Here is a 25,347-nt window from a genome sequence, read left to right on the forward strand (position 1 = left end):
TGTATTCTCGAGGCCTTTTCTTGGCTGGACCGGATCGACCGGCCGTCCTCTAGCCAGCCCGCATACTCCTGAGCGCGCCGAGCACGGCGCCGGCTGACAAGGAGACGACCGCGCCGATTTCAGACGATTCAGACGAATTGGACTCTGTTTTTTCCGTCCACGTCGACCCCGCGCCTCGGATCACGCCGTGACGATCTCTTCGGCCTGTTGCAGGTCGACGCTGACCAGTTGGCTCATGCCGCGCTCGGGCATGGTGACGCCGTAGAGGCGGTCCATCCGGCTCATGGTCACCGGATTGTGGGTGATGACGATGAAGCGGGTGTCGGTGCGGCTGCGCATCTCGTGCAGCATCCGGCAGAAGCGGTCGACGTTGGCGTCGTCCAGCGGCGCGTCCACCTCGTCCAACACGCAGACCGGCGCCGGATTGGCCAGGAAGACGCCGAAGATCAGCGCCGCCGCCGTCAGGGCCTGCTCGCCGCCGCTCATCAGGCTCATGACCGACAGCCGCTTGCCGGGCGGACAGGCGTAGATCTCCAGCCCCGCCTCCAGCGGATCGTCGCTCTCGACCAGCTTCAGCTCGGCCTGGCCGCCGCCGAACAGGGCCTCGAACAGGGTCTTGAAGTTGGTGTTGATGACATCGAAGGCGGCGATCAGCCGCTCGCGCCCCTCGGCGTTCAGTTCATCAATGCCGTCGCGCAGCTTGGCGATCGCCTGGGTCAGGTCGATGCGCTCGGTCTTCATGGCGCTGAGCCGGTCGCCGTATTCGGCCGCCTCTTCCTCGGCGCGCAAGTTGACGGCGCCCAGCGCCTCGCGCTCGCGCTCAAGACCGTAGAGCAGGCTTTCGGCCCCCGCCGCGTCCGGCGGGCGGGCGATGGCGTCGTCGGTCAGCTTCCGGCCCAGCTCCTCGGGCGACATCTGCGCCGTCTCGCGGATGTTGGCGGCGCTCTCGGCCAGCTTCTCGGCGGCGGCCTCGGCGCGGGCGGACAGGCCCGCCCTGCTTTCGCGGGCCTGAGAGGCGCTCGTTTCGGCGGCGCGGGCGGCGCGGTCAGCCTCCTGCGCGCCCGCCTCGGCCACGGCGACGGCGTCGGTCGCGGCCTGCTTGCGCTTCTCGGCCTCGGCCAGGGAGTCCATCAGGGCGTTGCGCTGCTCGGCGAAACCGGCGGGCGCGGCTTCGGCCTTGGTCAGGGCGACTTGCGCCTTCTCCGCATCGCGCTCCAGCGTCTTGAGGCGGGCGGCGCTGTCGCCGGATCGCGTGGCCCAACCCTCGCGGGCGCGGCTCAGACTGCCCAGCCGCTGTTCGCGCATGGCGCGGTCGCGGGCCTCCTCGTCGCGGATCGAGCGGGCCGCCTGCGCCGCCAGCCGGGCGCGTTCGGCCCCGCCGCGCGCCTCGGTCAGTTCCTGCCGCAGGCCGACCACCACGTCGGAGGACGACTCCACCGAACTGGCTTCGGCGAAGGCGGTTTCAGCCTCCTGCACCTCGGCATCCAGCCGGGCGACGGTCTCGTCCAGCGACTGGGCGCGGGCCTCCTTGCGGGCCTGATCGCGCATCAGGGATTCCAGCCGGTCGCGGGCGGAGACCACCTGTTTGTCCAGGGTGAAGGGGCGCAGGCGCGCGGACTTCACTGCTTCCTCGGCGGCGCGGAAGGCTTCGCCCGCCGCCTTCAGCGCGCCTTGCGCCGTCTCCAGTGCGGGCTTGCCGAGGTCGATCTCGGCTTCCAGTTCTGACAGGCGGGTGCGCTGGGCCAGACGCACGGCGGCGGGGCGGGGCGCCTCGGCCCGGCTGACGAAGCCGTCCCAGCGATAGAGGTCGCCCTCCACCGTCGTCAGGCGCGCGCCGCGCGGCAGGGCGCGGGCCAGTTCGGCGATCCGCTCACGCGGGGCCACGCCGCAGAAGGCCAGACGCGCCGCCAGCTGGTCCGGCGCCGTCACATGGGCGGACAGGGGCTCGACCCCTTGCGGCCAGTCCGGCGGCGCAGCGTCTGCGCCTGCCCAGTGCGCCGGGGCGCGGGCGTCCAGCGCGGCGTCCAGATCATCGCCCAGCGCCGCCGCCAGCGCCGCCTCATAGCCCTTGGCCGCCGACACCTTGTCCAGCGCCGGAGGGTGCTCGCGCTTGCCCGTGACCAGCAGTTGCGCCAGCCCGCGCGCCTCGGTCTGCAGGCGGCCCAGCCGGTCCTCGGCGGCGCGGGCGGCGGTGCGCGCCTCCTGCTCGGCGCGGGCGATGTCGCTGCGTTTGGCCTCGGCGGCGTCGACAGCCTCGCGCGCGGCGGCGAGGTCGGCCTGCGCCGTCTCCAGCGCCGTGCGCGCCGTCTCGATCTCCGGCGTTTCCAGCGGGCCGAGCGCCTCGCGTTCGCACCTAGCCTGTTCGTGCTGGCCTTTCACCCGCGCGAGCCGGGCCTCGGCGTCGCGCTTCCTCGCGCTTTCGGCGTTGGCGCGGGCCTCGACGGCGGCCAGCGTCCCGGCCAGCCGCTCGACCTCGGCGTCGGCGGCCTTGCGGGCGTCCTCGGCCTCCAGCAGGGCGCGTTCCAGTTCGGGGCCGCGCTCGGGAGCGGCGGCGATCTCGGCCTTCAGCTTTTCCAGTTCGCGGTCCAGCCGTTCCAGCTCGCGCCCGGCGTCGGCGGCCATGCCGTCCTCGCGCACGCGGTCGGCCTCGATGCGGGCGACTTCGGCCTTCAGGCGGTCGACCTCGGCGCGGGCGGCCTGTTCGGCCATGTCCAGCCGGTCGCGCTCGATGATGGCGCGGTTCAAAAGGGCGGTGGCGACCGCGTCTTCCTCGCGCGCGGGCTTCAGCCCTTCCTGAGCGTTCAGGGCCGCCGTCTGGGCCGCCGCCGCCGCTGTGGTGGTCTCGGCCACCAGCCGGTCGGCCTCGCGCAGTTCGGCCGCCGCCGTCTCGGCCGCCGTTTTCGCATCCGTCCAGCGGACGTAGAGCAACGCGGCCTGAAGCGCGCGGATCTCGGCCGATATCTTCTTGTATTTCTCCGCCTGACGCGCCTCGCGTTTCAGCCGGTTCAGCGTCGACTCCAGCTCCTTGCCGATGTCGTCCAGTCGGTCGAGGTTGGTCTCGGCCGCCTTGAGCCGCAACTCCGCCTCATGGCGGCGAGTGTGCAGGCCCGCCACGCCCCCGGCTTCTTCGAGGATGCGGCGGCGGTTCTGGGGCTTGGCGGCGATCAGCTCCGAGATCTGGCCCTGGCGCACCAGGGCCGGGCTGTTGGCGCCGGTCGAGGCGTCGGCGAACAGCAACTGAACGTCGCGCGCCCGCACCTCCTTGCCGTTAATGCGATAGGTCGAGCCGCGCCCGCGCTCGATGCGGCGCGAGACTTCCAGCATGGGGCTGTCGGTGAAGGGCTGGGGCGCGCGCTTCTGGGCGTTGTCGATGGTCAGCTGGACTTCGGCGTGGTTGCGTGGCGGACGGCCCGCGGCGCCGGCGAAGATCACATCCTCCATGCCCTGGCCGCGCATGGCCTTGGCCGAGTTGGCGCCCATGACCCAGCGCAGGCTTTCCAGCACGTTCGACTTGCCGCAGCCGTTCGGCCCGACGATGCCGGTCAGCCCGGCCTCGATCTGCACCTCGGCCGGGTCGACGAAGGATTTGAAGCCGACGAGCCGGAGGCGCTGGAACTGCATCGCGTCCCGATCAGCGCGTCCGGATCAGCGGGTCGATGGCCGCCGACAGGGCCTCCAGCGAATGGTCGCTGACCCGCTTGCCGTTGACGAAGAAGGAGGGCGTGCCGGTCACCCCGGCCGCCACGGCGCCCTCGACCTCGGCCTGAAGGGCCTGGCTGGTCGCGGGGTCCTTCATGCAGGCTTCGATCTGTTCCTGGCTGCGGCCGCTGGCGGCGACGGCTGCGGCGAACCAGTCGCGGGCGTCGCCCTTTTCGAAGGCGGCGGCCTGACCGCTCATCAGGCTGTGGGCGACATCGAAGAAGCGGTTCGGCGCGGCGCAGCGCGCTATGCCCGCCGCCGTCGCCGCGATCTGGGCCGGCGCCGTGGGCATGTCGCGGAACACCAGCCGCACCTTGCCGGTGTCGATGTAGCGCGCCTTGAACTGCGGCAGGGTCTCATTGGTCCAGGCGGCGCAGTGGTTGCAGGTGAAGGAGGCGTATTCGATCACCGTCACCGGGGCGTCGGCCCGACCCAGCACGCGGTCGGCGGCCGTGACCGCGGGGACAGCCGCCGTCGTGGAGGCGCGCGTTACGGCCGGATCGAGCGCGGCCGAAGGGCTGGCGACGGCGGCGGTCGCCAGGGCGGCTGCGCCCAACAGGGCGTTGAGAGTCAGGCGCGGCCGCAGCATCGGCTTACTTCGCCAGTTCGGCGTCGATGACCTCGGACAGGCCCGACAGCGAGCTGTCCGCCACCTTGACGCCGTTGACGAGGAAGTAGGGGGTGCCGGTCACGCCGGCGCTGATGCCGGCCTGGATGCGCTTCTCCATCGCCTCGATGGCGCCCTTGTCGCGGATGCAGTCGTTGATCTGCTGCTCGCTGAGGCCCGCCGCCTGACCGGCGCGGAACAGGGTGGTGCGGGGTTGGACGCCCGCCATCCATTCCTTCTGGCTGGCCATGATGTCCTCGACGACGTCGAAATACTTATCCGGTCCGGCGCAGCGGGCGATCAGGAAGCCAGCGACGGCGATGTCCTGCGGCGGCGTCGGGAACTCGCGGAAGACGTAGCGGACCTTCTTGTTGTCGACGTACTTCGTCTTGAATTCAGGCCAGACTTCCTCGTTCCACACGGCGCAGTGGCCGCAGGTGACCGAGGCGTATTCAACGACGGTGACCTTGGCGCCTTCATCGGCGCCCAGCGCCATGTCGCCCTCGGCGGCGGCGCCGGAAGCTCCGCCCGAACAACCCGCCAGCACGGCCATGGAGGCCAGGGCCGCGGCGGACAGCGCCGCACGGCGGCTCATGGCGGCGTATTTGAAGGTCGGGGCCATCGGATGGTCCTTGTCAGAAATGAGATTCAGAAACGTCGCGCGATTCGCGCGCCCAGGCGAAATCGTCTGAATGTCGAGAACGCCGATGGCGAAGGTTTGTCAACGCCCCTCGTCGCGCGGCGGCTGCGACAGCACGGCGCGGCCCAGCTTGCCAAGGGCCGCCTTCAGCCCCTCAGGCGCCGCCTCGACCGAGGCGTTCAGCGCCGCTTCCGTGGCGGCGGGCAGGGGCGGCAGGACCGCGCGGCCGCGCGGGCGGGGCTTGGCGCCCGAGGCGGGCAGGGGTTTCACCGGCCCCTGGGCGATGCGCAGCTTCTCGACCGAGCCCGCCCCGAGAAACAGGTTCACCCGCTGGATGATGTCCGCCGACTGATGCTGGACCAGCAGGGCGGCGGGGCCCGCGACACGCAACTCCAGCGTCCCGCCGGCGTTGCCGCGTCCCTTGGTCAGCTTCTGCGGGCGGGTGACGCGCGCCAGCCGTTCGCCCACGATCTCGACCCAGCGCGGCTCCAGCGCCGAGGCGCCGCGTCCGAACTGGGCGTCCAGCTTCTTGATCAACGGCGCCAGCGACCGGCCCGCAGGGGGCGGCGGGCGCAGGGCCGGGCGCGTGCGCCTCTGCGCCAGAATCTGGCGCGCTTCAGCTTCGGTAGGCAGGGTGCGGCGCATTCGTTCTATATAGCCTGAACTCATGGTCGACGTCCCCTCCCTCCGCACCGCCCTGCTCGATTGGTATGACGCCCATGCGCGCCGCCTGCCGTGGCGCGCGCCGCCGGGGGCCAGGGCGAAGACCGACCCCTATCGCGTCTGGCTGTCCGAGGTGATGCTGCAGCAGACCACGGTGCCGCACGCGACGCCCTATTTCGAACGGTTCACCACGCGCTGGCCGACGGTGAAGGATCTGGCGGCGGCGGAGGACGCCGAGCTGATGGCCGCCTGGGCGGGGCTGGGCTACTACGCCAGGGCGCGCAACCTGCTGGCCTGCGCCCGCGCGGTGACGGCCGAGCACGGCGGGGCCTTCCCGCAGACCGAGGTCGAGCTGCTGGCCTTGCCGGGAGTGGGCGCCTATACCGCTGCGGCCGTGGCCGCCATCGCCTTCGACCAGCCCGCCAACGTCGTCGACGGCAATGTCGAGCGGGTGATGAGCCGCCTGTTCGCGGTCGAGACTCCGCTGCCCGCCGCCCGGCCCGAACTGCGGCGGCTGGCGGGCCTGTTCGTCGACGCGCACAGGCCGGGGGACTGGGCGCAGGCCTTGATGGACCTCGGCTCGGGGGTCTGTCGGCCCAAGTCGCCGCTATGCGAGCGATGTCCGCTGACCTTCGGCTGCGAGGCGCTGAAGACGGGGACGCCTGAACGCTATCCCCTGAAGGCGAAGAAGGCCGAACGGCCGCATCGACGCGGCCACGCCTATGTGCTGACGGATGGCGCGGGGCGCGTCGCCCTGGTGCGGCGGCCGGACAAGGGTCTGCTGGGGGGGATGGCCGGCCTGCCGACGTCGGACTGGGGCGCGACGCCGGCTTTCGCCCCGCCGACTGAAGGCGACTGGCGCGCGGCCGGGGCGGTCGAGCACGTCTTCACCCACTTCAGCCTGACGCTGGAGGTGCATGTGGCCGAAGGAGAGGGCGGGGACTTTCTCTGGACGCCGGAGGATGAGGCGGCGAAGGCCCTGCCGACCGTGTTCAGGAAGGCGCTGGAGCGGGCTTTAGGAACCCTCTCCCGGCGGGAGAGGGCTTGAGCGCACGGCGGCGCAGCCGTCGTCCTGGCGCGAAAGGGTGAGGGGTTTGTTCCATCATTCGGCCGAAGGCCGCCGTCTCGCCGTATTCTACGGCCTTCGGCCGACTTCACCCGTGAACCCTCACCCTTTCGCCTGTTCCAATCGTTGCGCTCTTGGAGGCTCAAGCCCTCTCCCATCGGGAGAGGGTCAGCCGGTAGCTCGTAAATTCACCGTCCCGCTGCGCTCGCGCGGCATCACCACCACATGGCCGCTCAGGCGCTGGAAGTGCAGGTCGATCACCCCCTCGCCGACCTTCAGGCGCGTGATCGACAGCCGGTCCAGCCCGGCGGGCAGGGCGGGATTGTTGACCTCGACCAGGCCCTCGGCGGCGTCGATGCTCAGGCCCAGCACCGACTGCATCATCAGGAAGACCGAACTCGCCGCCCAGGCCTGGGGCAGGCAGGCGACCGGATAGGCGATGGGCGGCTCGCCCGTCTCGCGCACGAAGCCGCAGAACAGTTCGGGCAGGCGCATCTGGAAATGGGCGGCCGAGCCGTAGATCTCGCCCAGCAGCATGGCCACCGCCCGCCGCTCGCCGTAGCGGGCCATGCCCGCCGCCGCCAGGGCCGTGTCGTGCGGCCAGACCGAGCCGTTGTGATAGCTCATCGGGTTGAAACGAGCCTGTCCCTTGGCCAAGGTTCGCAAGCCCCAGCCGGAACGGAACTCGGCCGTCAGCATTCGCCGGGTCACTTGTCGCGCCCGTTCGTGCGAAGGCAGGCCGGTGAACAGCAGATGCCCGGCGTTGGAGGCGATGGCGCGGCATTGCTCCCCGTCGCCGTCCAGGGCGATGGCGTAGAAGCCCTCGTCCTCCATCCAATAGCGGTCCTCGACCAGGGCGCGCAGCGCCTCGGCCCGGTTCGCCCATTCGAGAGCGCGACCGTCGCCGAGTACGGCGCCCATCTCGGCCAGCGCCTTCCAGGCGGCGAAGGCGTAGCCCTGGACCTCCAGCAGGGCGATCGGCCCCTTGGGAAAGCGGCCGTCGGCGTGGAAGATGGAGTCCTCGGAATCCTTCCAGCCCTGGTTCGACAGGCCGGTGTCCGCCGCACGGGCGTAGTCGATCAGGCCGTCGCCGTTGCTGTCGCCATAGTCTCTCATCCAGCCCGCCGCGGCGATCAGATGGGGCCACAGGGCGCGCACCGTCTCATAGTCGTTGGTGCGCTTGGCGTAGGCGCCGGCCAGGGCGATGAACAGGCAGGTGGTGTCGACGCCCCCGTAGTAGAGACCGAACGGCACCTCGCCCAGCACGCTCATCTCGCCGCCGCGCGTCTCGTGCATGATCTTGCCGGGGGCGGAGTCCATGAAGGCGTTGGTCTCGGTCGCCTGACGCGAGGCCAGATAGGTCAGCACCCCCTTGGCCAGGCCGGGGTCGATCCACAGCATCTGCCAGGCGGTGATGATGCCGTCGCGCCCGAACGGGGTCGAGAACCAGGGCGTCCCCGCATAGGGATAGGGGCCGGTCGGCAGGTCTGTGACCAGAAGGGCGATGTCGGCCCGCGACTGTCGCAGCCAGTCGTTGAAGCCCTGGTTGCGCCCGCCCTCGACGATGGCGCCCCGGCGCAGCCGTCGCCGCATGGCCAGCCGCGCCAGGATGGCGTGCCAGCGCCAGCGCGTCTCGTCCGGTTGTTCGCAGGCGTCCAGGCCGCATTCGATGAACAGGTCCAGGCTGCGCCCGCGCGGCAGGCTGAACATGAACTCGGCCCGATTGGCGCTGAGGCGGGCGGGCGGCTCCGAGAAGGCCAGACAACTGGTCCGTCCCACGCCGTCCAGGCCGGTGTAGCTGAAGGTCACGCGCCGTCCGTCGATCACCGGCGGATGGATTTCACCGTGTTGGGACCGCACCGTGCCGCGCACCTGGAAGATGTCGGCGAAGTCGGCGTCGAACTCGAACGTCAGCGGCAGCAGGATGTCTTCGACGCCGTGGTTGACCATCCGCACCCGCTCGAACAGGCGCCGGTTCCAAAGGAAGCGTCGTCGCTCCAGGTGCAGCACTCCCGCCGGGGCCGAGCGCCCGCCCATCGGCGGCAGGGGCCGGTTGGTGGAATGGCAGGTGAAGAAGACGTTGTCCTTGGTCACGCCCGAACTGAGCCGTGACGGCCGCGCGCGCCCGACCGTCAGGACGAAGCGGGACAGCAGCCGCGTGTCCCGCTCGAACAGGCCGTCTGCGCCCGCCTTCACGTCCCCCCAGTGATCGGCGACGAGGAAGGCGTCGCCGTCCTTCAGCGCCATCAGGGTCTCGAGACCGTCCTGATCATTGGTGTCGGCGGCCGTGGCCTGGACAGAATAGGCGTCGTCCATAAGCGTCTCCGCTTGCGGTTCGTCCCCCTGATGAAGTCACAAGCGAACGGCCGGGGAGGCGGTTCAGTTCAGATGAAAACGGCGTTCGTCGTCAGGCTCGGCTGATCAGGCGGAGAGGTCAGGCCAGGGCGGCGAAGCTGCGTTCTTCCTCGATGCTCCGCATCGGCGCCGCGAACGGCCGCTGCGCCAGAAGATCGGCGTAGACGTCCAGATACCGCCGCGCCATGGCCGTGGCGGAGAAGCGCAGGTCGAACCGCGCCCGGATCGCCTCCCGGTCCAGCCGATGCGCCCGGGCGGCCGCGGCGACCGCCTCCTCCATGGTCGAGACCAGGAAGCCGGTGGCGCCGTCCTCGATGATCTCGGGCGTCGAGCCGCAGGCGAAGGCCACGACGGGCGTGCCGCAGGCCATGGCCTCGATCATCACCAGGCCGAACGGCTCGGGCCAGTCGATGGGGAACAGCAGGGCCTCGGCGCCGCCCAGGAAGGCGGACTTTTCCGCATCGCCGATCTCGCCGACGAACTCGACCAGGGGATTGCCCTGCACCAGCGGCTCGATCACCGTCTCCCAATAGACGCGGTCGGCGGCGTCGACCTTGGCTGCGATCTTCAGCGGCTTGTTCAGCCGGGCGGCGATCTCGATGGCGCGGTCCGGGCGCTTCTCTGGCGAGATGCGGCCCAGGAAGGCCAGATAGCCCTGCGACCGGGGCGAGAAGCGATAGAGGTCGCCCGGCATGCCGTGGTGCACGGTCGCGCGCCAGTTGGCGTGGGGCAGGGGGCGGCGTTGATCGTCCGAGATCGACACCAGGCCGAACTCCGACCAGCGGTCATAGACGGGCGCCAGATCCTTCAGGTCGAGCCGTCCGTGCAGGGTCGTCACCGTCTTGTCCGCCCAACCCTCGAAGAAGGGAAAATGGACCATGTCGGTGTGGAAATGGATGACGTCGAAACGGTCGGCGCGGTCCAGCACCTCGGCCAGCTGGCTCATATGCGCCGCCAGATCCGACTTCAGCGGGGCGGGGTCCAGGCGCATGGCCTGGTCGCGAACCGGAACCAGGCGGGCGCGGGTGCGCGCATCGGCGCTGGCGAACAGGGTGACGTCGTGGCCGAGATCGACAAGGGCGTCGGTCAGATGGGCGACCACGCGCTCCGTGCCGCCGTAAAGACGGGGCGGCACGGCCTCATACAAGGGCGTGACTTGGGCGATTTTCATGGCGGGCTCCTGCGTCGCGTCGATACGCGGCGCTGCAACCTCAATCCGCCCAGGTTCGCCTGGGTTCCAGCGTTGCTGGAACGATATTCTTCAATCCCGCCTGTGAGTTAGGAGCGAACGGAATTCGCCCTTTACTGCATCCCGGCCCGGATCTCGGCGCGCAGGGCGTCGATGGGGCGCAGGCCCGTATCCGTCTTGAAGCGCCAGTAGGTCCAGCCGTTGCACGCCGGGGCGTTTTCCAGCAGGGCGCCCAGCTTGTGGATCGAGCCGGTCAGGGCGCCGGACACCAGCGAACCGTCCGCCCGCACCCGCGCCTCGCGCTCGCCCTTGGGGCAATACAGCTTGTCGCCCGGCGCCAGCAGCCCGGCCTCGACCAGGGCGCCGAACGGCACCTTGGGTTCGGCCTTCTTGGAGCCGGTGACGACCAGGTCTTCCGGCGCGGCGGGGATGACGGCCTCGATGCGTTTCTCAGCCAGTTTGGCGTAGGTCTCGTCGCGCTCGATGCCGATGAAGTGACGGCCCAGACGTTTGGCCGCCGCGCCCGTCGTGCCGGTGCCGAAGAAGGGGTCCAGCACCACGTCGCCGACGCGGCTGGCCGACAGCAGCACGCGGTGCAGCAGGGCCTCGGGCTTCTGGGTCGGGTGGGCCTTGGCGCCGTCCTCGTCCTTCAGCCGCTCATTGCCGGTGCACAGGGCCAGGGTCCAGTCCGAACGCATCTGGGTGTCTTCGTTGAAGGCCTTCAGCGCGTCGTAGTTGAAGGTGTAGCGCTTCTGCTCACGCGACTTGGCGGCCCAGATCAGCGTCTCATGGGCGTTGGTGAAGCGCGTGCCCTTGAAGTTCGGCATCGGGTTCGACTTGCGCCAGATGATGTCGTTCAGCACCCAGAAGCCCAGGTCCTGCATCGCCGCGCCCAGGCGGAAGATGTTGTGATAGCTGCCGATGACCCAGAGGCTGCCCTCGTCCTTCAGCACGCGGCGGCACTCGCCCAGCCAGGCGCGGGTGAAGGCGTCATAGGCGGCGAAGCTGTCGAACTTGTCCCATTCGTCGTCGACCGCATCGACCTTGGAGTTGTCGGGACGCAGCAGGTCGCCGCCCAGCTGCAGGTTATAGGGCGGGTCGGCGAAGACCATGTCCACCGACTTGTCCGGCAGGCCCTTAAGCACCTCGATGCAGTCGCCACGCAGGATGACGTCGTTCTTCAACTCGGACATGGATAAGCGGCCCCGGACAGATGAGGGGCTTATGGTGAATCCTTACGGTTAAGGCGGAGTAACCAAACTTAAGATGGACCCTCTCCCGGCGGGAGAGGGCTTGAGCTTCGGAGAGCCGAAGGCGATCCGCCAAGCGAAAGGGAGAGGGGCTTGTCCTGTCCGTCGGCGTAAGCCGTTGCATTTCGTCGGCAGCGGCGAACCCTCACCCTTTCGCCTTAGCCAATCGCTACGCTCTTGGAGGCTCGAGCCCTCTCCCACCCGGAGAGGGAAGAAGGGTATGCAAATCACATACTGTCTGGGCTATGAGGCGAATATGATCCGTCGTCTTCGCCCCGTTCCGTTCGCCCTCGGGCCTGTCCACTTCGTCGGCATCGGCGGCATCGGCATGAGCGGCATCGCCGAGATCATGCTGAAGATCGGCTATCAGGTGCAGGGTTCGGACGCCAAGGCCAGCGCCAATACCGAGCGGCTCGAAAAGCTGGGCGCCCGCATCTACATCGGCCACGACGCCGCCCATGTGACCGAGGGCGTTTCGGCGGTGGTCTATTCCACGGCGGTCAAGCCGACGAACCCCGAACTGATGGTGGCGCGCGAACGCCGCATCCCTCTGGTGCGTCGGGCTGAAATGCTGGCCGAGCTGATGCGGCTGCAGTTTTCGATCGGCGTCGGCGGCACCCACGGCAAGACGACGACGACTTCGATGGTGGCGGCCCTGCTGGACGCCGGGTCGCTGGACCCGACGGTGGTCAACGGCGGCATCATCAACGCCTATGGCACCAACGCCAAGGTCGGCGACGGCGACTGGATGGTGGTCGAGGCGGATGAGAGCGACGGCTCCTTCCTGCGCCTCAAATGCACCGTGGCGATCATCACCAACATCGACCCGGAGCATCTGGACCACTACGGCGACTTCGATGCGGTGAAGAAGGCCTTCTGCGACTTCATCAAGGACATTCCCTTCTACGGCTTCGGCGTGGTCTGTCTGGATCACCCCGAGGTGCAGAAGCTGGCGGCCCAGATCGATAACCGCCGTCTGGTCACCTACGGCCTCAATCCACAGGCCATGGTCCGCGCCGACAATGTGCGGATGGACCCGGACGGCTCGCGCTTCGACGTGGTGATCCAGCGTCAGGGCATGGATGCTCTGGAAGAGCCTGCGCGCATCGAGAACCTGCATCTGCCGATGGCGGGCTGGCACAATGTCTCCAACGCCCTGGCCGCCATCGCCGTGGCGCGCGAGATCGGGGTGGACGACGACGCCATCCGCGCCGGTCTGGCCGGGTTCGGCGGGGTCAAGCGCCGCTTCACCACCACGGGCGTGGCCCACGGCGTGCGCGTCATCGACGACTATGGCCACCACCCGGTCGAGATCGCCGCCGTGCTGAAGGCCGCCCGTCAGGTGGTCCACAACGCCGACAATCCCGGCCGCGTCATCGCCGTGGTCCAGCCGCACCGCTACACCCGACTGCGCGATCTGATGCAGGACTTCTCGACCTGTTTCTCGGACGCGGACAGCGTGCTGGTCGCCGATGTCTATCCGGCGGGCGAACAGCCGATCGAAGGCGTCGACAAGCACGCCCTGGTCGAGGGGGTCCGCCGCTATGGCCACCGCCACGTCGCGGCGCTGGAGAACGCCGCCGCCCTGCCGCGCGTCATCCGCGAAGAGTCGAAACCGGGCGATCTGGTCGTCCTGCTGGGCGCGGGCGACATCACCAGCTGGGCCTACGCCCTGCCGGCGCAGTTGGAGGCGTTGGGTTGAGCGAGTTCGCTCTCACCGGAGGATGCCATTGCGGCCAGGCCCGCTACGTCCTGTCGGCGGCGCCCGAGCGTGCGGAGCTTTGCCATTGTCGGGATTGCCAGAAGGCGGTCGGCGCCGTGTTCGGCGCCTTTGCCGATGTGAAGCGCGAGGCCTTCCGCTGGCTGACGCAATCGCCCGCGACCTATGCGTCTTCGCCCAGCGTGCAGCGTGGGTTTTGCCAGACCTGCGGGGCCTCCCTGACCTATGACGCCGCAGACGGCGACACGATCGGTGTATCCTTGGGCAGCCTCGACGCCCCCGATCGCGTGCCGGCGACCGGACACTGCGGCGTCCAGTCGAAGCTCGCATGGCTGACCCTCAACGACGGCCTGCCGCAGCGGCGGACAGGCGAGGCCTTTCCGGGGCAGGACCACGAATGACTGACTGGCGCGATAATCTCCCCGCCGTGCGCGGCAAGCTGCTGCTGAACGAGCCGCTGGGCCCCTACACCTGGTTCCGCGTGGGCGGGGCGGCGGACGCCCTGTTCATTCCGGCGGACGCCGACGATCTGGCCGACTTTCTGAAGGCCCTGCCCCAGGACGTACCCGTCACCGTGATCGGCGTCGGCTCGAACCTGATCGTGCGCGACGGTGGGGTCGAGGGGGTGGTGATCCGTCTGGCCGGCCGCGCCTGGGGGCAGGTGACGACCGACGGCGTCACAGTCACTGCGGGCGCAGGCGCGCTGGACAGCATGGTGGCGCGCGCCTCGGCCAAGGCGGGCATCGCCGGGCTGGAGTTCTATGCGGGCATCCCCGGCTCGATCGGCGGCGCCCTGACGATGAACGCGGGCTGCTACGGCGCTGAGACGAAAGACGTGCTGGTCTCGGCCTGGGGCCTGAACCGCAAGGGCGAGCGGGTCGAGCTGGCCCTGGCCGATTTCGGCTACACGTATCGCCATTCCAACGCCCCGGCCGACATCATCTGGATCGAGGCGACCTGGCGCGGGACGCCCGACGCGCCCGAGGCCGTCGCCGCCCGTATTCAGGAAATCACTGAACGCCGCGAGAAGACTCAGCCGATCCGCGAGAAGACCGGCGGCTCGACCTTCAAGAACCCGGACGGCCATTCCTCATGGAAGCTGGTCGATGAGGCGGGCTGGCGCGGCAAGCTGCACGCCGTTACCGGGGGCGGCGCCAAGTTCAGCGAACTGCACTCCAACTTCATGATCAACCCCGGCGAGGCGACCGCCGCCGACATTGAGGGGCTGGGTGAAGCCGTCCGCGCCGACGTGCTGGAAAAGACAGGCGTACAGTTGAACTGGGAAATCAAACGGATAGGGCGGAAGTAACCCTCTCCCGGCGGGAGAGGGGCAGCGCGCCGCTTCTCCCTCCCCTTCATGGGGAGGGTGGCTGAGGCCGTCAGGCCGAAGCCGGGTGGGGGCGACAGGGCTATTCCAGCGCCGAGTCCCGTATCGCCCGGCTCTCCCCACCCGGTCTCCGCTTCGCTGCGACCACCCTCCCCATGAAGGGGAGGGAGAAGTTCTTGCGAATTTCCTTCCACGACCCCGTATCGTTTCCAACCGGTTAACCGTATTCAGGGCATAGGGGCGGGCTAGTCTTCGGATGTGGTCATGCGTGCGCCCCTGAACACCCTCCATGTCGCTGTCCTGATGGGCGGCCTGTCTTCGGAACGCGAGGTCTCGCTGTCCTCTGGGCGCGGCTGCGCGGACGCCCTGGAAGGGCAGGCGGCCAAGGTCACGCGCGTCGACGCCGGGCGCGATCTGGCCCAGGTGCTGACGGCGTTGAAGCCGGACGTCGTCTTCAACGCCCTGCACGGCAAATGGGGCGAGGACGGCTGCGTCCAGGGCATCCTCGAGACGCTGAAGCTGCCCTATACCCATTCCGGCGTGCTGGCCTCGGCCCTGGCGATGGACAAGGACAAGTCCAAGGCCGTTCTGCACGCGGCGGGCGTCATCGTGCCGGGCGGCGGCCTGTTCGACCGGCATGAGGTGGCGTCGCGCCACGTCATCGACCCGCCCTATGTGGTCAAGCCGAACGCCGAAGGGTCCTCCGTCGGCGTCTTCCTGGTGCGCGAGGGCGCCAACCGTCCGGTCGCCGAGGTCGGCGCCGAAGACTGGGCCTATGGCGACCAGGTGATGGTCGAACCCTTCATCCCCGGCAAGGAGCTGGCGGTCGCCGTCGTGGGCGAGGCGTCCGGCCCGCGCGCCCTGACCATCACCGACATCACCCCGACCAAGGGCTTCTACGACTACGAGGCCAAATACGCGCCCGGCGGCTCGCGCCACGTGCTACCCGCCGAGCTGCCGCCGCACGTCTTTGACAAGGCTTTACGTCAGGCCGAGCTGGCCCACGCGGCCATGGGGTGCCGAGGGGTCTCCCGCGCCGACTTCCGTTATGACGATGTTAACGACGTTCTCGTTCTGTTGGAGGTGAACACCCAGCCCGGCATGACCCCGACCTCGCTCGTCCCCGAGCAGGCGGCCTTTGTCGGTATGGATTATCGCGAACTGGTTCGTTGGATGGTGGAGGACGCCTCATGCCCGCGGTAGTGCGCGGCGGTCGGCGACAGTCTTCGGGCAAGGGCGGGGCGCGCGGCGCTCCGTCCGGCCGCGCGGCCGAGATCGGCCGTCTGGACATGTCGCCGCGCGTCGTGGCGGCGACCCTGGTGGTCGGCGTCGGCATACTGGCGGCCGTGCTGGCCACGGGCGCACGGGCCGAGCGTATCTCGACGGCTGTCTCCGAACGCTTTGACTCGGTCACGACAGGCATGGGTCTGAAGGTGCGTCAGGTCCACGTCACCGGCGCCTCGCCCGAGGCCGCCGCCGCCGTGCGCGCCGCCGTCGGCGTCCATGCCGACCAGCCCATCGTCAGCCTCGATCTGGCCGCCGTGCGCGAACGTGTGCAGTCGGTCGGCTGGGTCAAGGAGGCGCGCGTGGTGCGCCTGCTGCCCGACACCCTGATCGTCGACGTCAAGGAACACGACCGTCTCGCCGTCTGGCAGGTGGGCGGCAAGGCGCACGTCATCGACGCGCAAGGGATCGTCATTCCCGGCGCCGACGCGGGCCGCTATCCCCGACTGCCGCTGGTGGTGGGAAAGGGCGCGGATCAGGCCGCCTCCGACGTCCTGCCCCTGCTGGCCCAGCGCCCGCGTCTGATGGCCAAGGTGGACGCCCTGGTCCGCGTGGACGAACGCCGCTGGGATCTGCGCCTCAAGGACGGCGCCCTGATCCAGCTGCCCGCCGTGGATCAGGAATCCGCCCTCATCCGCCTCGACGCCCTGGACCAGCGCGAACGCCTGCTGGACCTGGGCTTCGCCCGCATCGACCTTCGCACGCCGGAGGAAGTGGCCGTTCGCCCTTCCGAAGGCGCCGCTTGACCCTCTGACCCCTTAGGACACGACCCCATGGTTGGACGCAGCCGAGACATGAAGCCGGAACAGGGCAGGGGCGCGCCGCGCGCGCCGGTCGTGGCCGCGCTCGATCTCGGCCAGGCCAAGGTCGCCTGCTTCATCATGAAGCCCGACGGCGTGCGCCACGCCGACCGCACCATCCGCGTCGCCGGCGCCGGCCACGTCCAGTCGCGCGGCGTCAAGGGCGGGGCCATCGTCAACATGGACGAGACGGCCCAGGCCATCGGCCACGCCGTCGAACGCGCCGAGCGCGCGGCGGGCGCTCCTGTCTCCGGCGTCGTCGTCACCACGGCCATCGGCCAGATGGCCAGCCACCGGGTGCAGGCGCGCGTCTCGCTCGGCTCACACCCGATTAGCGACGCGGATCTGGCCCGCGCCATCGGCATGGCCCTGGCGCAGATCCGCCTGCCCAACCGTCGTCCGATCCACGTCCTGCCCATCGCCTGGTCGGTGGACGGGGCGCGCGGCGTCCACGACCCGCGCTCGATGCGCGGCGGCTCGCTGGGGCTGGACCTGCTGGTCGTCTCCATGTCCGAGGGGTCGTTCAACGCCCTCAGCCACTGCCTCGAACTGGCCCACCTGGACCTGCAGGGCGTGGCCGCCGCGCCGGTCGTTTCCTCCCTCGCCGCGCTGGAAGAGGATGAGATGGAGCTGGGCGCCCTGTGCATCGACATGGGCGGCGGTTCGACCTCGGCGGCGGTCTGGGGCGGTCGCTCCCTGCTGCATATCGAAAGCCTGAACGTCGGCGGCGACCATGTGACCGCCGACATCGCCCGCGGCCTGTCGACCTCGCGCGTCGGCGCCGAACGACTGAAGACCCTCCACGGCTCGGCCATGGCTTCGGCCAATGAAGACCGCGAAATGCTGGAAGCTCCGCCGCGCGGCGAGGACGCCTCGGCCGGTCCGGTCATCGTCCCGCGCGCCATGCTCAAGACCGTCATCGCCCCGCGCGTCGAAGAGACGCTGGAGCTGCTGCGCGACCGCCTGAAGCACGCCGGCATGGGCCTGGAGCCCGGCGCAGGCCTGGTCCTGACCGGCGGCGCCAGCCAGTTGAACGGCGTGCGCGAACTGGCCGTGCGCGTCTTCGACCGCCCGGTGCGCCTGGGTCGCCCGCAGCGCGCCCCTCACCTGGCCGACGCCGCCGCCGGCCCGGCCTTCTGCTCGGCCGCCGGGGTGCTGCTGCGCGCCGCCTACGGCCCGCGCGAGGCGGTTTCCGCCCGCAAGCTGATGTCCCGCCAGATCACGGCGGCGGATGCGCCCAGGGTGCATCGCGGCGGCATGGTGGCGCGGGCGGCGGGGTGGCTGCGGGATAATCTGTAGACGCATCCGAAGCGTCATCGTTTCGAATGCAACTGCTTTGCGGCTATTGGCGGGGTTGCTTAAAAATCGCGTCATCCTCGCTAGAAGGGCGCGGATGACGGATGGAAACGAAGCTATCCGCTTCGCCAGCATCCAATGTGAATTCAGTCAAGAAAAAGAGCGGTGGGATGAACCCACCGCTCCGTTTCCAGTGCTGCTCAGCCTTCAGGCTGTCTCAATCACCAGGAGTGGGAGATCGAGAAGTAGGCCCGGCGACCCAGGAAGTCGTATTGCGACGTGCGCGGGATGTTGCCGGTCCGCGTCACGCCGGCGCTGGACGAAACTGCGTCGGGGGTGGCGTCGAACACGTTTTGGACGCCGACTTGCACGGTCCATTTGTCGAACCGGCGGCGAACCGACAGGTCGTGGGTCTGGTAGAAGCCCACTTCGCGGGGGATGAACACCGTTTCATTGAACCATGTGCTGGTCTCCGAGGTGTACAGGTGCTGGTTCGACGTTTCCGGGACGAAGTTGGCGGCCCAGAAGAAGGTCCAGTCGTTTCTGTCAAACCGGGCGTTCATGTTGGCGACCCATTCGGGGTTGCCGATACGATCTTTCAGGATCGTCGGCGTCGAGGCCGTCCGCAACTGAGATTCCCAGTTGAGGATATAGCTGGCGCGAGCATTCACGGTCAGGTCGCCGAAGCTGAAATCGCGGGTGTAGCGTGCCGTCAGGTCCAGCCCTTCGTTGGCCTGCCGCGAGATGTTCACATAGCTGTCGTTGATCGTGAGGATTTCGTACGGCCGTTCCGGGTCTGTGCCAGGAGCACGGGTGAACAGATCACAGAGCGGCTCGTTCGGGAAGTTTTCCGAAGCATAGCAGCCTGCCACGATGGAAGCTGCACCGAACTGAGCGACCTGATCCTGCACCTCGATGTTGAAGTAGTCGAGGGCGACGTTCAGCTTCACGAACGACGGCGTCCAGATGAGGCCGATGCTGTAGGTGTCAGCCGTTTCGGCGTTGAGGACGCCCTGACCGCCGCCCACCGTCACCTCGGCCGACGAGGTCGGTACGGTGGGGAAGGTGTCCGGCAGGGGGCCTTCACCGGGACGACCAGCGGCGCAGTTGGCCTGGATCGTCGGGTTGCTCGACAAGCTCCAGTTTCGGCAGGGGTCGGAAGTCTGAGCGAAACCGTAGTTCGTCAGGTTGCCCAGGAAAAGTTCATACAGGGCCGGAGCGCGGAACGAGGTGCCCGTAGCGGCGCGGATGCGCCATTCCGGGGTTAGCGACCAGTTCAGGCCGACCTTGTAAGTCGTTTGGTCGCCGTAGGTGTCATAATCCGAATAACGGCCGGAAAGGTTGAAGGACAGGCTGTTGACGAGCGGCAGGTCGCGCAGAACCGGAATCTCGAATTCCGCGAACAGCTCCTTGATGGTGTCTTTGCCGACGGTCTCGACTGCCGAGGATGAACCCCAGAAATTGCCCGAACGCTCTTGCGGGCCGGGTTGGTCGTCGATCTTCTCTTCGCGATATTGGAAGCCCAGCGCGGCGCCGACGGGGCCAGCGGGCAGGTCGAACAGGTCACCCGAGATCACGCCTTCAATATAGGCGTGGGTGTAAACCGTGTTGCCGACCTCATAACCTAGGAGGAAGTCGCGATCTTCCGGACGCAGCTGGCCGTCGCCGACCACGGCGGGCGAGAAGAAGTCGACGCCGCCGGTCGGACAGGCCGTAGCGGTGGTCAGCAGGGCGACGTTACAACCGGACGCGGCGGTGGCGGCCAGAACGCGGTCATTATAGATGAAGTTGCCGCCGTAATCGGCGTCTGATCGGCTGTATTGGGCGGTCAGGTCCCAGTCCCAGCCACGACCGATGGCCAGAGAACCACGAATGCCCATGACGCCGCGGATGTAGTCCACCTGCTGATCGGCACGGGAGTTGATCAGCAGGGTGGGCTCGATGTGAGTGATCGGCAGGTTGCCGCCCAGAAGGGGATCGAACATCACAGCCGGGAAGGGATTGCGCGGGTGGGCGGCGGGAATGACGCCCCACCACTGACGCCAGTTTTCCTGCGAGGATTCACGGCGGTTCCACAGCAGTTCGCCGTAGATTTCGGTGTTCGGGGTCAGGTCATAGCCGCCCGTCAGGACGAGGCTGGTCCGTTTGACGGGGGAAATCGCCGTGCGACTGGCGTAGCGGTCGCTGTGGGTGGCGATGCCGGAAAGGCCGGCATAGCTGCGTAACAGTTCATTGTAGGCATCGGCGTCCGGCGCTTGCCACGGCGCGTCGCCTTGAGTGGCGGGCAGCCAGCAGGCGTCGCCGTGACCAACCATGAACACGCGCACATGACGCCAGCCGTTCATATCGCAGCCCAGTGGGCCGCCGCCGGCGATGGCGTTGGGGTCGGGAGCATAGTCCGAAGCGCCCCAACCGCCGCCGGCGAAGTAGAGCGAGACCAGTTCCGCCCCTGTGCTATTGCAGACATAGGTGCCCGTGTCCGGATCGATCGGGTCGGCCCGGAACAGATGGTTGGAGTCGTAGAAGTTATAGGCTTGAGGGCAGCTGAAGGTGTCGCGGTCCCCGAAGAGCAGCGGCCTGCGCTCGTAATAGTCGGCGCTGACGGAGAGGTATCCGCGATCGAACACCCAGCCCTGGCTGGCGCTGATGTTGTATTCTTCACCGCCCGATTCGAAGGGCTGGTTGGCCTGAATGTTGATCGCGCCGCCATCCAGATTCTGGCGGGTGATGATGTTGACCACGCCGGCGATGGCGTCGGAACCGTAGATCGAAGACGCGCCGTCGGTGAGGATTTCAACTCGCTCGATCATCGAGGCGGGAATAACGTTCAGGTCGGTGGGGCCGACCTGGCCGCGGGCGCCGGCGGGGCCAGCGCGACGACCGTTCAGCAGGATCAAGGTGCGGTTGGCGCCCAGGCCGCGCAGCGACAGAGTGTTGACGCCAGGGCCGCCGACGGTAACGAAGCCTGTGAAGGCGTTATTGATCTGACCGGCGGTGCCCGCGATGGTCGAACCTTGCAGGATTTCCGTAGTGTCGATCAGGCCTTCGAGCGTGGCTTCTTCGGAAGTAATGATCTGCACCGGCGATGAGCTGGTGAATTCATTGCGCCGGATGCGCGAGCCGGTGACCACGACGTCGCTGACCTTGGTCGAATCGGTTTCTTCGGCCCTGGTCGAAGCGGTGTCTTCAGTCTGGTTGGTTTGCTGGCTGCTAGACTCTTGAGCCCAGGCGGTTGCCGGAGCGATAGCCAAGGCTCCGGCGATGAAGGTCGAGGCCAGAAGCCTGTTTCGATTGATGCGCATGTGGCGCCCCCCCAACGTGATTTCATACTGCTGAATCGGCTGAACCGATCTCCCGCCATGATAGCGGATCGAAGCTTATCCTTACGGGACATCAGCGTAATGCCAACACAATAATGACTAAATTGGGGGAGGGTGCGCCGGGTGTGTCATATTTTGGACACGGCTTGGCGGCGCAGGCGTTGTGCCTTGCCTACTTGCGCGACGCGAGAGTTTTGCGACACCATGAAGTCAAATCGAACGGCGATGGGTGAGATAAAAATGAGTAAAATTAAGCTTATAGCGCTTGGTGCGCTTGGATTGACCGCCGTGGCGGGGCTGGGCATGGCGCCTGCCCATGCGGCGGCTGAGGCGGTGGCGGCGCCTGAAGCTAGCGCATTTGCTCGACGACCCGCGATCAGCAGCGTCTCCGTATCGCCTGATGGCCGCCACATTGTGGCGGTGATCTCGCCCGACGGTAAACGCCGGGTCATGGCGGTGTGGAAGACCGCTGACATGAAGGCGGCTCCCCATATCGTCGGCTCGGACGCCCGGTCGGAGATCATCGGCGCCCAGTTCATCAAGAACGACCGACTGTTCGTGACGACGCAGCAACTCACTGACTTCAGCCTGAGCGGTCAGGCCGAGCGGTCGTACGCAACGCGGACGCAAGTGTTGGACCTGGAGGGCTCGCCGGTTCGGATGTCGCTGAAGTTCGACGGCCTGACCGACGAGCAACAGCAGTTCGTCGGGGTGGGCGGTCTGGTGAGCGGCCTGCCGCAAGACCCGCAGTCCATCCTGGTGCGCGACCCCATGCGCGGCGATACCTATTCGCTCAACCTCTATACGGGTCGGGCCGAACGGCGTGAGCGGGGATCGGATCGTTTCAGCAGTCCGCAGGCCGATCTGAACGGCGACATCCGGGCGCGCCAGCAGTTCGATTTCGACAACGGCGCCGCCTATATCGCTCAGTGGATCAAGGACCCGAGCGGCGGTTGGGCGGAGCATTTCCGCTGGTACGCGCGCGATCGCAAGCCGATCTCGATCGCCGGGTTTTCGAACGATCCCAACATCGTCTTCGTCAGCAATGTCGAGGGCCGGGATCATGAAGCCATTTTTGAATACGATGTGACGCAGAGAAAGCTGGGCGAGGTCGCCTTCGCCCACCCCTTCTTCGACGCGGGCGGGGTGGTGCGGTCGCGTGCGCCGCAGGATTTCGGCGAGGTTCTGGGGTTCAGCTATCAAGGCGAGCGTGGTCGCACCTATTGGGTCGATCCGCAGATGGAGGCGGCGTTCGAGCAGATCCGCACGGTTCTGGGCGTGCAGGACACGGCTGTGGAATGGAAGGACATCGCTTCTGGTCAGGTCGCGCGGATCAACGTGGGAGACGGCGCCGACATCGACGTGGTGTCCGTGTCCGACGACCGCACCAAATTCATCATCCGCAAGTCCGGCGGGTCGACGCCGCCCGAATACTATGTGGTTCAGGACGGAGGCGTGGTGTTATTGGGCCGCGCCAACCCTGAGCTGAAGGACGCCAAGCTGGGGCCGGTCAGCCTGATCCAGTACGCGGCGCGCGACGGCCTGACGATTCCGGGCATTCTGACCAAGCCGGATCCGGAGGTGTTCGGGCCGGGCCCCTATCCGGCGATCATCACGCCGCACGGCGGTCCGTGGTCACGCGACAATCTGGACTGGGATCCGACGGGCTGGACGCAGTATTTCGCCACGCGCGGCTATGCGGTGCTGCAACCCCAGTTCCGTGGCTCGGAAGGGTGGGGCCAGGCCCTGTGGCGCGCCGGCGACAGCGAGTGGGGCCGCAAGATGCAAGACGATAACGACGACGGCGCCCGCTACCTGATCGAACAGGGCGTCGCGGCTCCGGATCGGATCGCCATGCATGGCTACTCCTATGGCGGCTATGCCTCGATGATGGCGGCGGTGCGGCCCAACGGCCTGTATCAATGCGCCATCGCCGGGGCGGGGCCGGCCACCATCGACCTGTTCAAGAAGGGCACCTACAACAGCCGCTTCCTGCGCGAATTCCAGCATCCGACGGCGAACGGCGAGGACCCGCTGCGTCGTATCGGCGAGGTGTCGATCCCGATCTATCTGTACACCGGAGATCGCGACACGCGGGTGATCCCGGCGGAATCCCGAGCCTTTGCTGCGGCGCTTGAGCGCCTGGGCAAGCCGGTGGAACTGCGCATCCTGCCGGACATGGAGCACACCATGAACACCTGGACGCCCGAGAACACCGAATTGATCCTGACGTCGATCGAGGACTTTCTTAAGACCTCGTGCGGGCCTGGCGGTCTGTAGCGTCACGCGAGCCGATCAGCTGATCTTGACCTAGGGCGGGCTTCGGTCCGCCCCTTTTTCTTGGTCAAGGCTCTGGCAAAGCTTTCAAATTTCTATGTCATCGACTCCGACTCAGTCTAGTTGAGGTAACCCTTCGTTAACGCAGACGGGGTTTTCCTTAACGCGCTCATAACCAATGCGATTCGGCGGGGAGTTCGCATCGGGGACGAAGGGCAGGGTCCTTAGGTCGGAATTACACAATGTCTCTCTCGCTGGTCAGGCCGGAAGCCACGGAACTGAAGCCTCGCATCGTCGTCTTCGGCGTCGGCGGAGCGGGCGGCAACGCCGTCAACAACATGATCGACTCCGGCCTTGAGGGGGTGGAGTTCGTCGTCGCCAACACCGACGCCCAGCACCTGAGCTTCGCCAAGACCGACCGTCGCATCCAGCTGGGCGAGACAATCACGCAAGGGCTGGGCGCGGGCGCCCACCCCGAAGTCGGCATGAACGCCGCCGAGGAAAGCGCGGACGAGATCCACGCGCACCTGGAAGGCGCGCACATGGTCTTCATCACCTGCGGCATGGGCGGCGGCACCGGCACCGGCGCGGCGCCGGTCATCGCCAAATGCGCGCGTGATCGCGGCATCCTGACCGTCGGCGTGGTGACCAAGCCCTTCACCTTCGAGGGCCGTCACCGGATGCGCCTGGCCGACGCCGGCGTGGCCGAGCTGCAGCGTTACGTCGACACCCTGATCGTCATCCCGAACCAGAACCTGTTCCGCGTCGCCAACGAACGCACCACCTTCTCCGACGCCTTCGGCATGGCGGACCAGGTGCTGCACTCGGGCGTGCGCTCGATCACCGACCTGATGATCCTGCCGGGCCTGATCAACCTCGACTTCGCCGACGTCCGCGCCGTGATGAGCGAGATGGGCAAGGCCATGATGGGCACGGGCGAGGCCACGGGCGACGACCGCGCCCTGCTGGCGGCCCAGAACGCCATCGCCAACCCGTTGCTAGACGAGACCAGCCTGAAGGGCGCCAAGGCCGTGCTGGTGAACATCACCGGCGGCATGGACATGACCCTGCTGGAGGTCGACGAGGCCGCCAACGCCATCGCCGGCGAAGTGGACGGCGACGCCAACATCATCTTCGGCGCCGCCTTCGATCCGGCGCTGGACGGCAAGATCCGCGTCTCGGTCGTCGCCACCGGCATGGACGAGGCCGTCATCCAGCAGATCGAGCCGCAGGGCCAGGCCTTCGGCGGTCGCCCGGGCGGTCTGTCGGCCGCTGCGCCGCGTCAGCCGGAAGTCCGCATCGACCCGGTGCGTGAAGCCGCGTCGCAGCCGGCGCCGACTCCGACCTATGAAGCCCCGGCCGCACGCGCGCCCGAGCCGAAGATCGAGGCCAAGCCCGAACCGGTCATCCACGACGCGCCGCGCAACCTGGAGCCGATCGTCGATCCTTGGGTCGAGGAATATGAGCAGGGTGCCGGCCGCGCCCAGCCTGCGGCGTCTTCGGAGCAGGGCGATCTCTATTTCGACCGCGCCCCGCAGCGTCAGCAGCCTGCGCCGCAACAACCGGCCCAGCGCCCGGCCGCCCGTCATGAAGAGCCCGCCGAGGAGCCCTTCTACGACGAGCGCGATCATCGTCGCAGCGGCTGGAGCCTGTTCGGCCGCAAGCGTCAGCAGCCTCAACAGCAGCAATCCTATGCCCCGCCGCCGTCGTCGAACCGCACGACCCAGCAACTGCGTCAGACGCAGTCGATGCAGCCTCAGCAGCAGGATCCGCAGGTGGGCCAGTCCGAGGATGACGACCTGGAGATCCCTTCCTTTCTCCGCCGTCTCGCGAACTGATCGGCCCAGAAAGCCT

Annotated in this window: 18 protein-coding genes; 9 read left to right on the forward strand and 9 right to left on the reverse strand. The window is 67.9% G+C overall.

The window, feature by feature from the left end:
- Nucleotides 1-180: 180 nt before the first annotated feature.
- The 4 genes from smc to ACWIDZ_RS10730 all read right to left on the reverse strand — a co-directional run bounded on the left by smc (nt 181) and on the right by ACWIDZ_RS10730 (nt 5,591).
- Nucleotides 181-3,621 (reverse strand): chromosome segregation protein SMC, encoded by a 3,441-nt coding sequence (gene smc / locus ACWIDZ_RS10715; RefSeq protein ID WP_453989607.1) that lies wholly within the window; start codon nt 3,619-3,621, stop codon nt 181-183.
- A 10-nt stretch (nt 3,622-3,631) separates the two neighbouring features.
- Nucleotides 3,632-4,288, reverse strand: a complete 657-nt coding sequence (locus ACWIDZ_RS10720; protein ID WP_346487241.1) for a DsbA family protein — start codon at nt 4,286-4,288, stop codon at nt 3,632-3,634.
- Between the two features lie 4 nt (nt 4,289-4,292).
- Nucleotides 4,293-4,928 carry a thioredoxin domain-containing protein gene (locus ACWIDZ_RS10725; RefSeq protein ID WP_453989608.1) on the reverse strand — a complete coding sequence of 212 codons (636 nt, stop codon included), beginning with the start codon at nt 4,926-4,928 and terminating at the stop codon, nt 4,293-4,295.
- Nucleotides 4,929-5,027: 99 nt separating this feature from the next.
- Nucleotides 5,028-5,591 carry a DUF721 domain-containing protein gene (locus ACWIDZ_RS10730; RefSeq protein WP_338578631.1) on the reverse strand — a complete coding sequence of 188 codons (564 nt, stop codon included), beginning with the start codon at nt 5,589-5,591 and terminating at the stop codon, nt 5,028-5,030.
- A 22-nt stretch (nt 5,592-5,613) separates the two neighbouring features.
- Between ACWIDZ_RS10730 and mutY the strand changes: the two genes are divergently transcribed.
- Nucleotides 5,614-6,657, forward strand: a complete 1,044-nt coding sequence (mutY, locus tag ACWIDZ_RS10735) for an A/G-specific adenine glycosylase (RefSeq protein ID WP_346487242.1) — start codon at nt 5,614-5,616, stop codon at nt 6,655-6,657.
- A gap of 186 nt (nt 6,658-6,843) precedes the next feature.
- Here mutY and ACWIDZ_RS10740 read toward each other — a convergent pair whose 3' ends face one another.
- The 3 genes from ACWIDZ_RS10740 to ACWIDZ_RS10750 form a co-directional block, all read right to left on the reverse strand.
- On the reverse strand, nt 6,844-8,991 hold the full coding sequence (locus ACWIDZ_RS10740) for an amylo-alpha-1,6-glucosidase (protein ID WP_453989609.1): 2,148 nt from the start codon (nt 8,989-8,991) through the stop codon (nt 6,844-6,846).
- 118 nt (nt 8,992-9,109) lie between these two features.
- Nucleotides 9,110-10,201: a glycosyltransferase family 4 protein gene (locus ACWIDZ_RS10745; RefSeq protein WP_453989610.1), complete on the reverse strand. Its 1,092-nt coding sequence runs from the start codon at nt 10,199-10,201 to the stop codon at nt 9,110-9,112.
- Between the two features lie 131 nt (nt 10,202-10,332).
- Nucleotides 10,333-11,412 (reverse strand): DNA methyltransferase, encoded by a 1,080-nt coding sequence (locus tag ACWIDZ_RS10750; protein ID WP_453989611.1) that lies wholly within the window; start codon nt 11,410-11,412, stop codon nt 10,333-10,335.
- A 313-nt stretch (nt 11,413-11,725) separates the two neighbouring features.
- Here ACWIDZ_RS10750 and murC point away from each other — a divergent pair, with 313 nt between their 5' ends.
- The 6 genes from murC to ftsA all read left to right on the forward strand — a co-directional run bounded on the left by murC (nt 11,726) and on the right by ftsA (nt 17,899).
- A complete protein-coding gene (gene murC / locus ACWIDZ_RS10755) occupies nt 11,726-13,171 on the forward strand; it encodes a UDP-N-acetylmuramate--L-alanine ligase (protein WP_453989612.1) in 1,446 nt (481 codons plus the stop codon).
- Nucleotides 13,168-13,590: a GFA family protein gene (locus ACWIDZ_RS10760; RefSeq protein ID WP_338576319.1), complete on the forward strand. Its 423-nt coding sequence runs from the start codon at nt 13,168-13,170 to the stop codon at nt 13,588-13,590. The genes murC and ACWIDZ_RS10760 overlap by 4 nt, the downstream gene beginning before the upstream one ends.
- Nucleotides 13,587-14,498, forward strand: coding sequence for a UDP-N-acetylmuramate dehydrogenase (murB, locus tag ACWIDZ_RS10765; protein WP_453989613.1), 912 nt, complete (start codon nt 13,587-13,589; stop codon nt 14,496-14,498). Before ACWIDZ_RS10760 ends, murB begins: the two co-directional genes overlap by 4 nt.
- A 282-nt stretch (nt 14,499-14,780) precedes the next feature.
- The gene (locus tag ACWIDZ_RS10770; protein WP_291778237.1) at nt 14,781-15,719 is read left to right on the forward strand and encodes a D-alanine--D-alanine ligase; all 939 of its coding nucleotides are present in this window, start codon (nt 14,781-14,783) and stop codon (nt 15,717-15,719) included.
- Complete coding sequence (locus tag ACWIDZ_RS10775) at nt 15,707-16,546, forward strand: cell division protein FtsQ/DivIB (protein ID WP_128719659.1); 840 nt, start codon at nt 15,707-15,709, stop codon at nt 16,544-16,546. The genes ACWIDZ_RS10770 and ACWIDZ_RS10775 overlap by 13 nt, the downstream gene beginning before the upstream one ends.
- A 27-nt stretch (nt 16,547-16,573) precedes the next feature.
- On the forward strand, nt 16,574-17,899 hold the full coding sequence (gene ftsA / locus ACWIDZ_RS10780) for a cell division protein FtsA (protein ID WP_453989614.1): 1,326 nt from the start codon (nt 16,574-16,576) through the stop codon (nt 17,897-17,899).
- A 218-nt stretch (nt 17,900-18,117) separates the two neighbouring features.
- Here the strand turns inward: ftsA and ACWIDZ_RS10785 are convergent, their stop codons facing one another.
- A complete protein-coding gene (locus tag ACWIDZ_RS10785; protein WP_453989615.1) occupies nt 18,118-21,198 on the reverse strand; it encodes a TonB-dependent receptor plug domain-containing protein in 3,081 nt (1,026 codons plus the stop codon).
- Between the two features lie 146 nt (nt 21,199-21,344).
- Nucleotides 21,345-21,692 (reverse strand): hypothetical protein, encoded by a 348-nt coding sequence (locus ACWIDZ_RS10790; RefSeq protein WP_453989616.1) that lies wholly within the window; start codon nt 21,690-21,692, stop codon nt 21,345-21,347.
- Between ACWIDZ_RS10790 and ACWIDZ_RS10795 the strand changes: the two genes are divergently transcribed.
- The gene (locus ACWIDZ_RS10795; RefSeq protein WP_312218036.1) at nt 21,691-23,496 is read left to right on the forward strand and encodes an alpha/beta hydrolase family protein; all 1,806 of its coding nucleotides are present in this window, start codon (nt 21,691-21,693) and stop codon (nt 23,494-23,496) included. The two genes, ACWIDZ_RS10790 and ACWIDZ_RS10795, sit on opposite strands and share 2 nt — an antisense overlap.
- Before the next feature lie 239 nt (nt 23,497-23,735).
- Nucleotides 23,736-25,331: a cell division protein FtsZ gene (gene ftsZ, locus ACWIDZ_RS10800; protein WP_343831015.1), complete on the forward strand. Its 1,596-nt coding sequence runs from the start codon at nt 23,736-23,738 to the stop codon at nt 25,329-25,331.
- Nucleotides 25,332-25,347: the final 16 nt, after the last annotated feature.

Source organism: Brevundimonas sp. NPDC055311, from assembly GCF_053645695.1.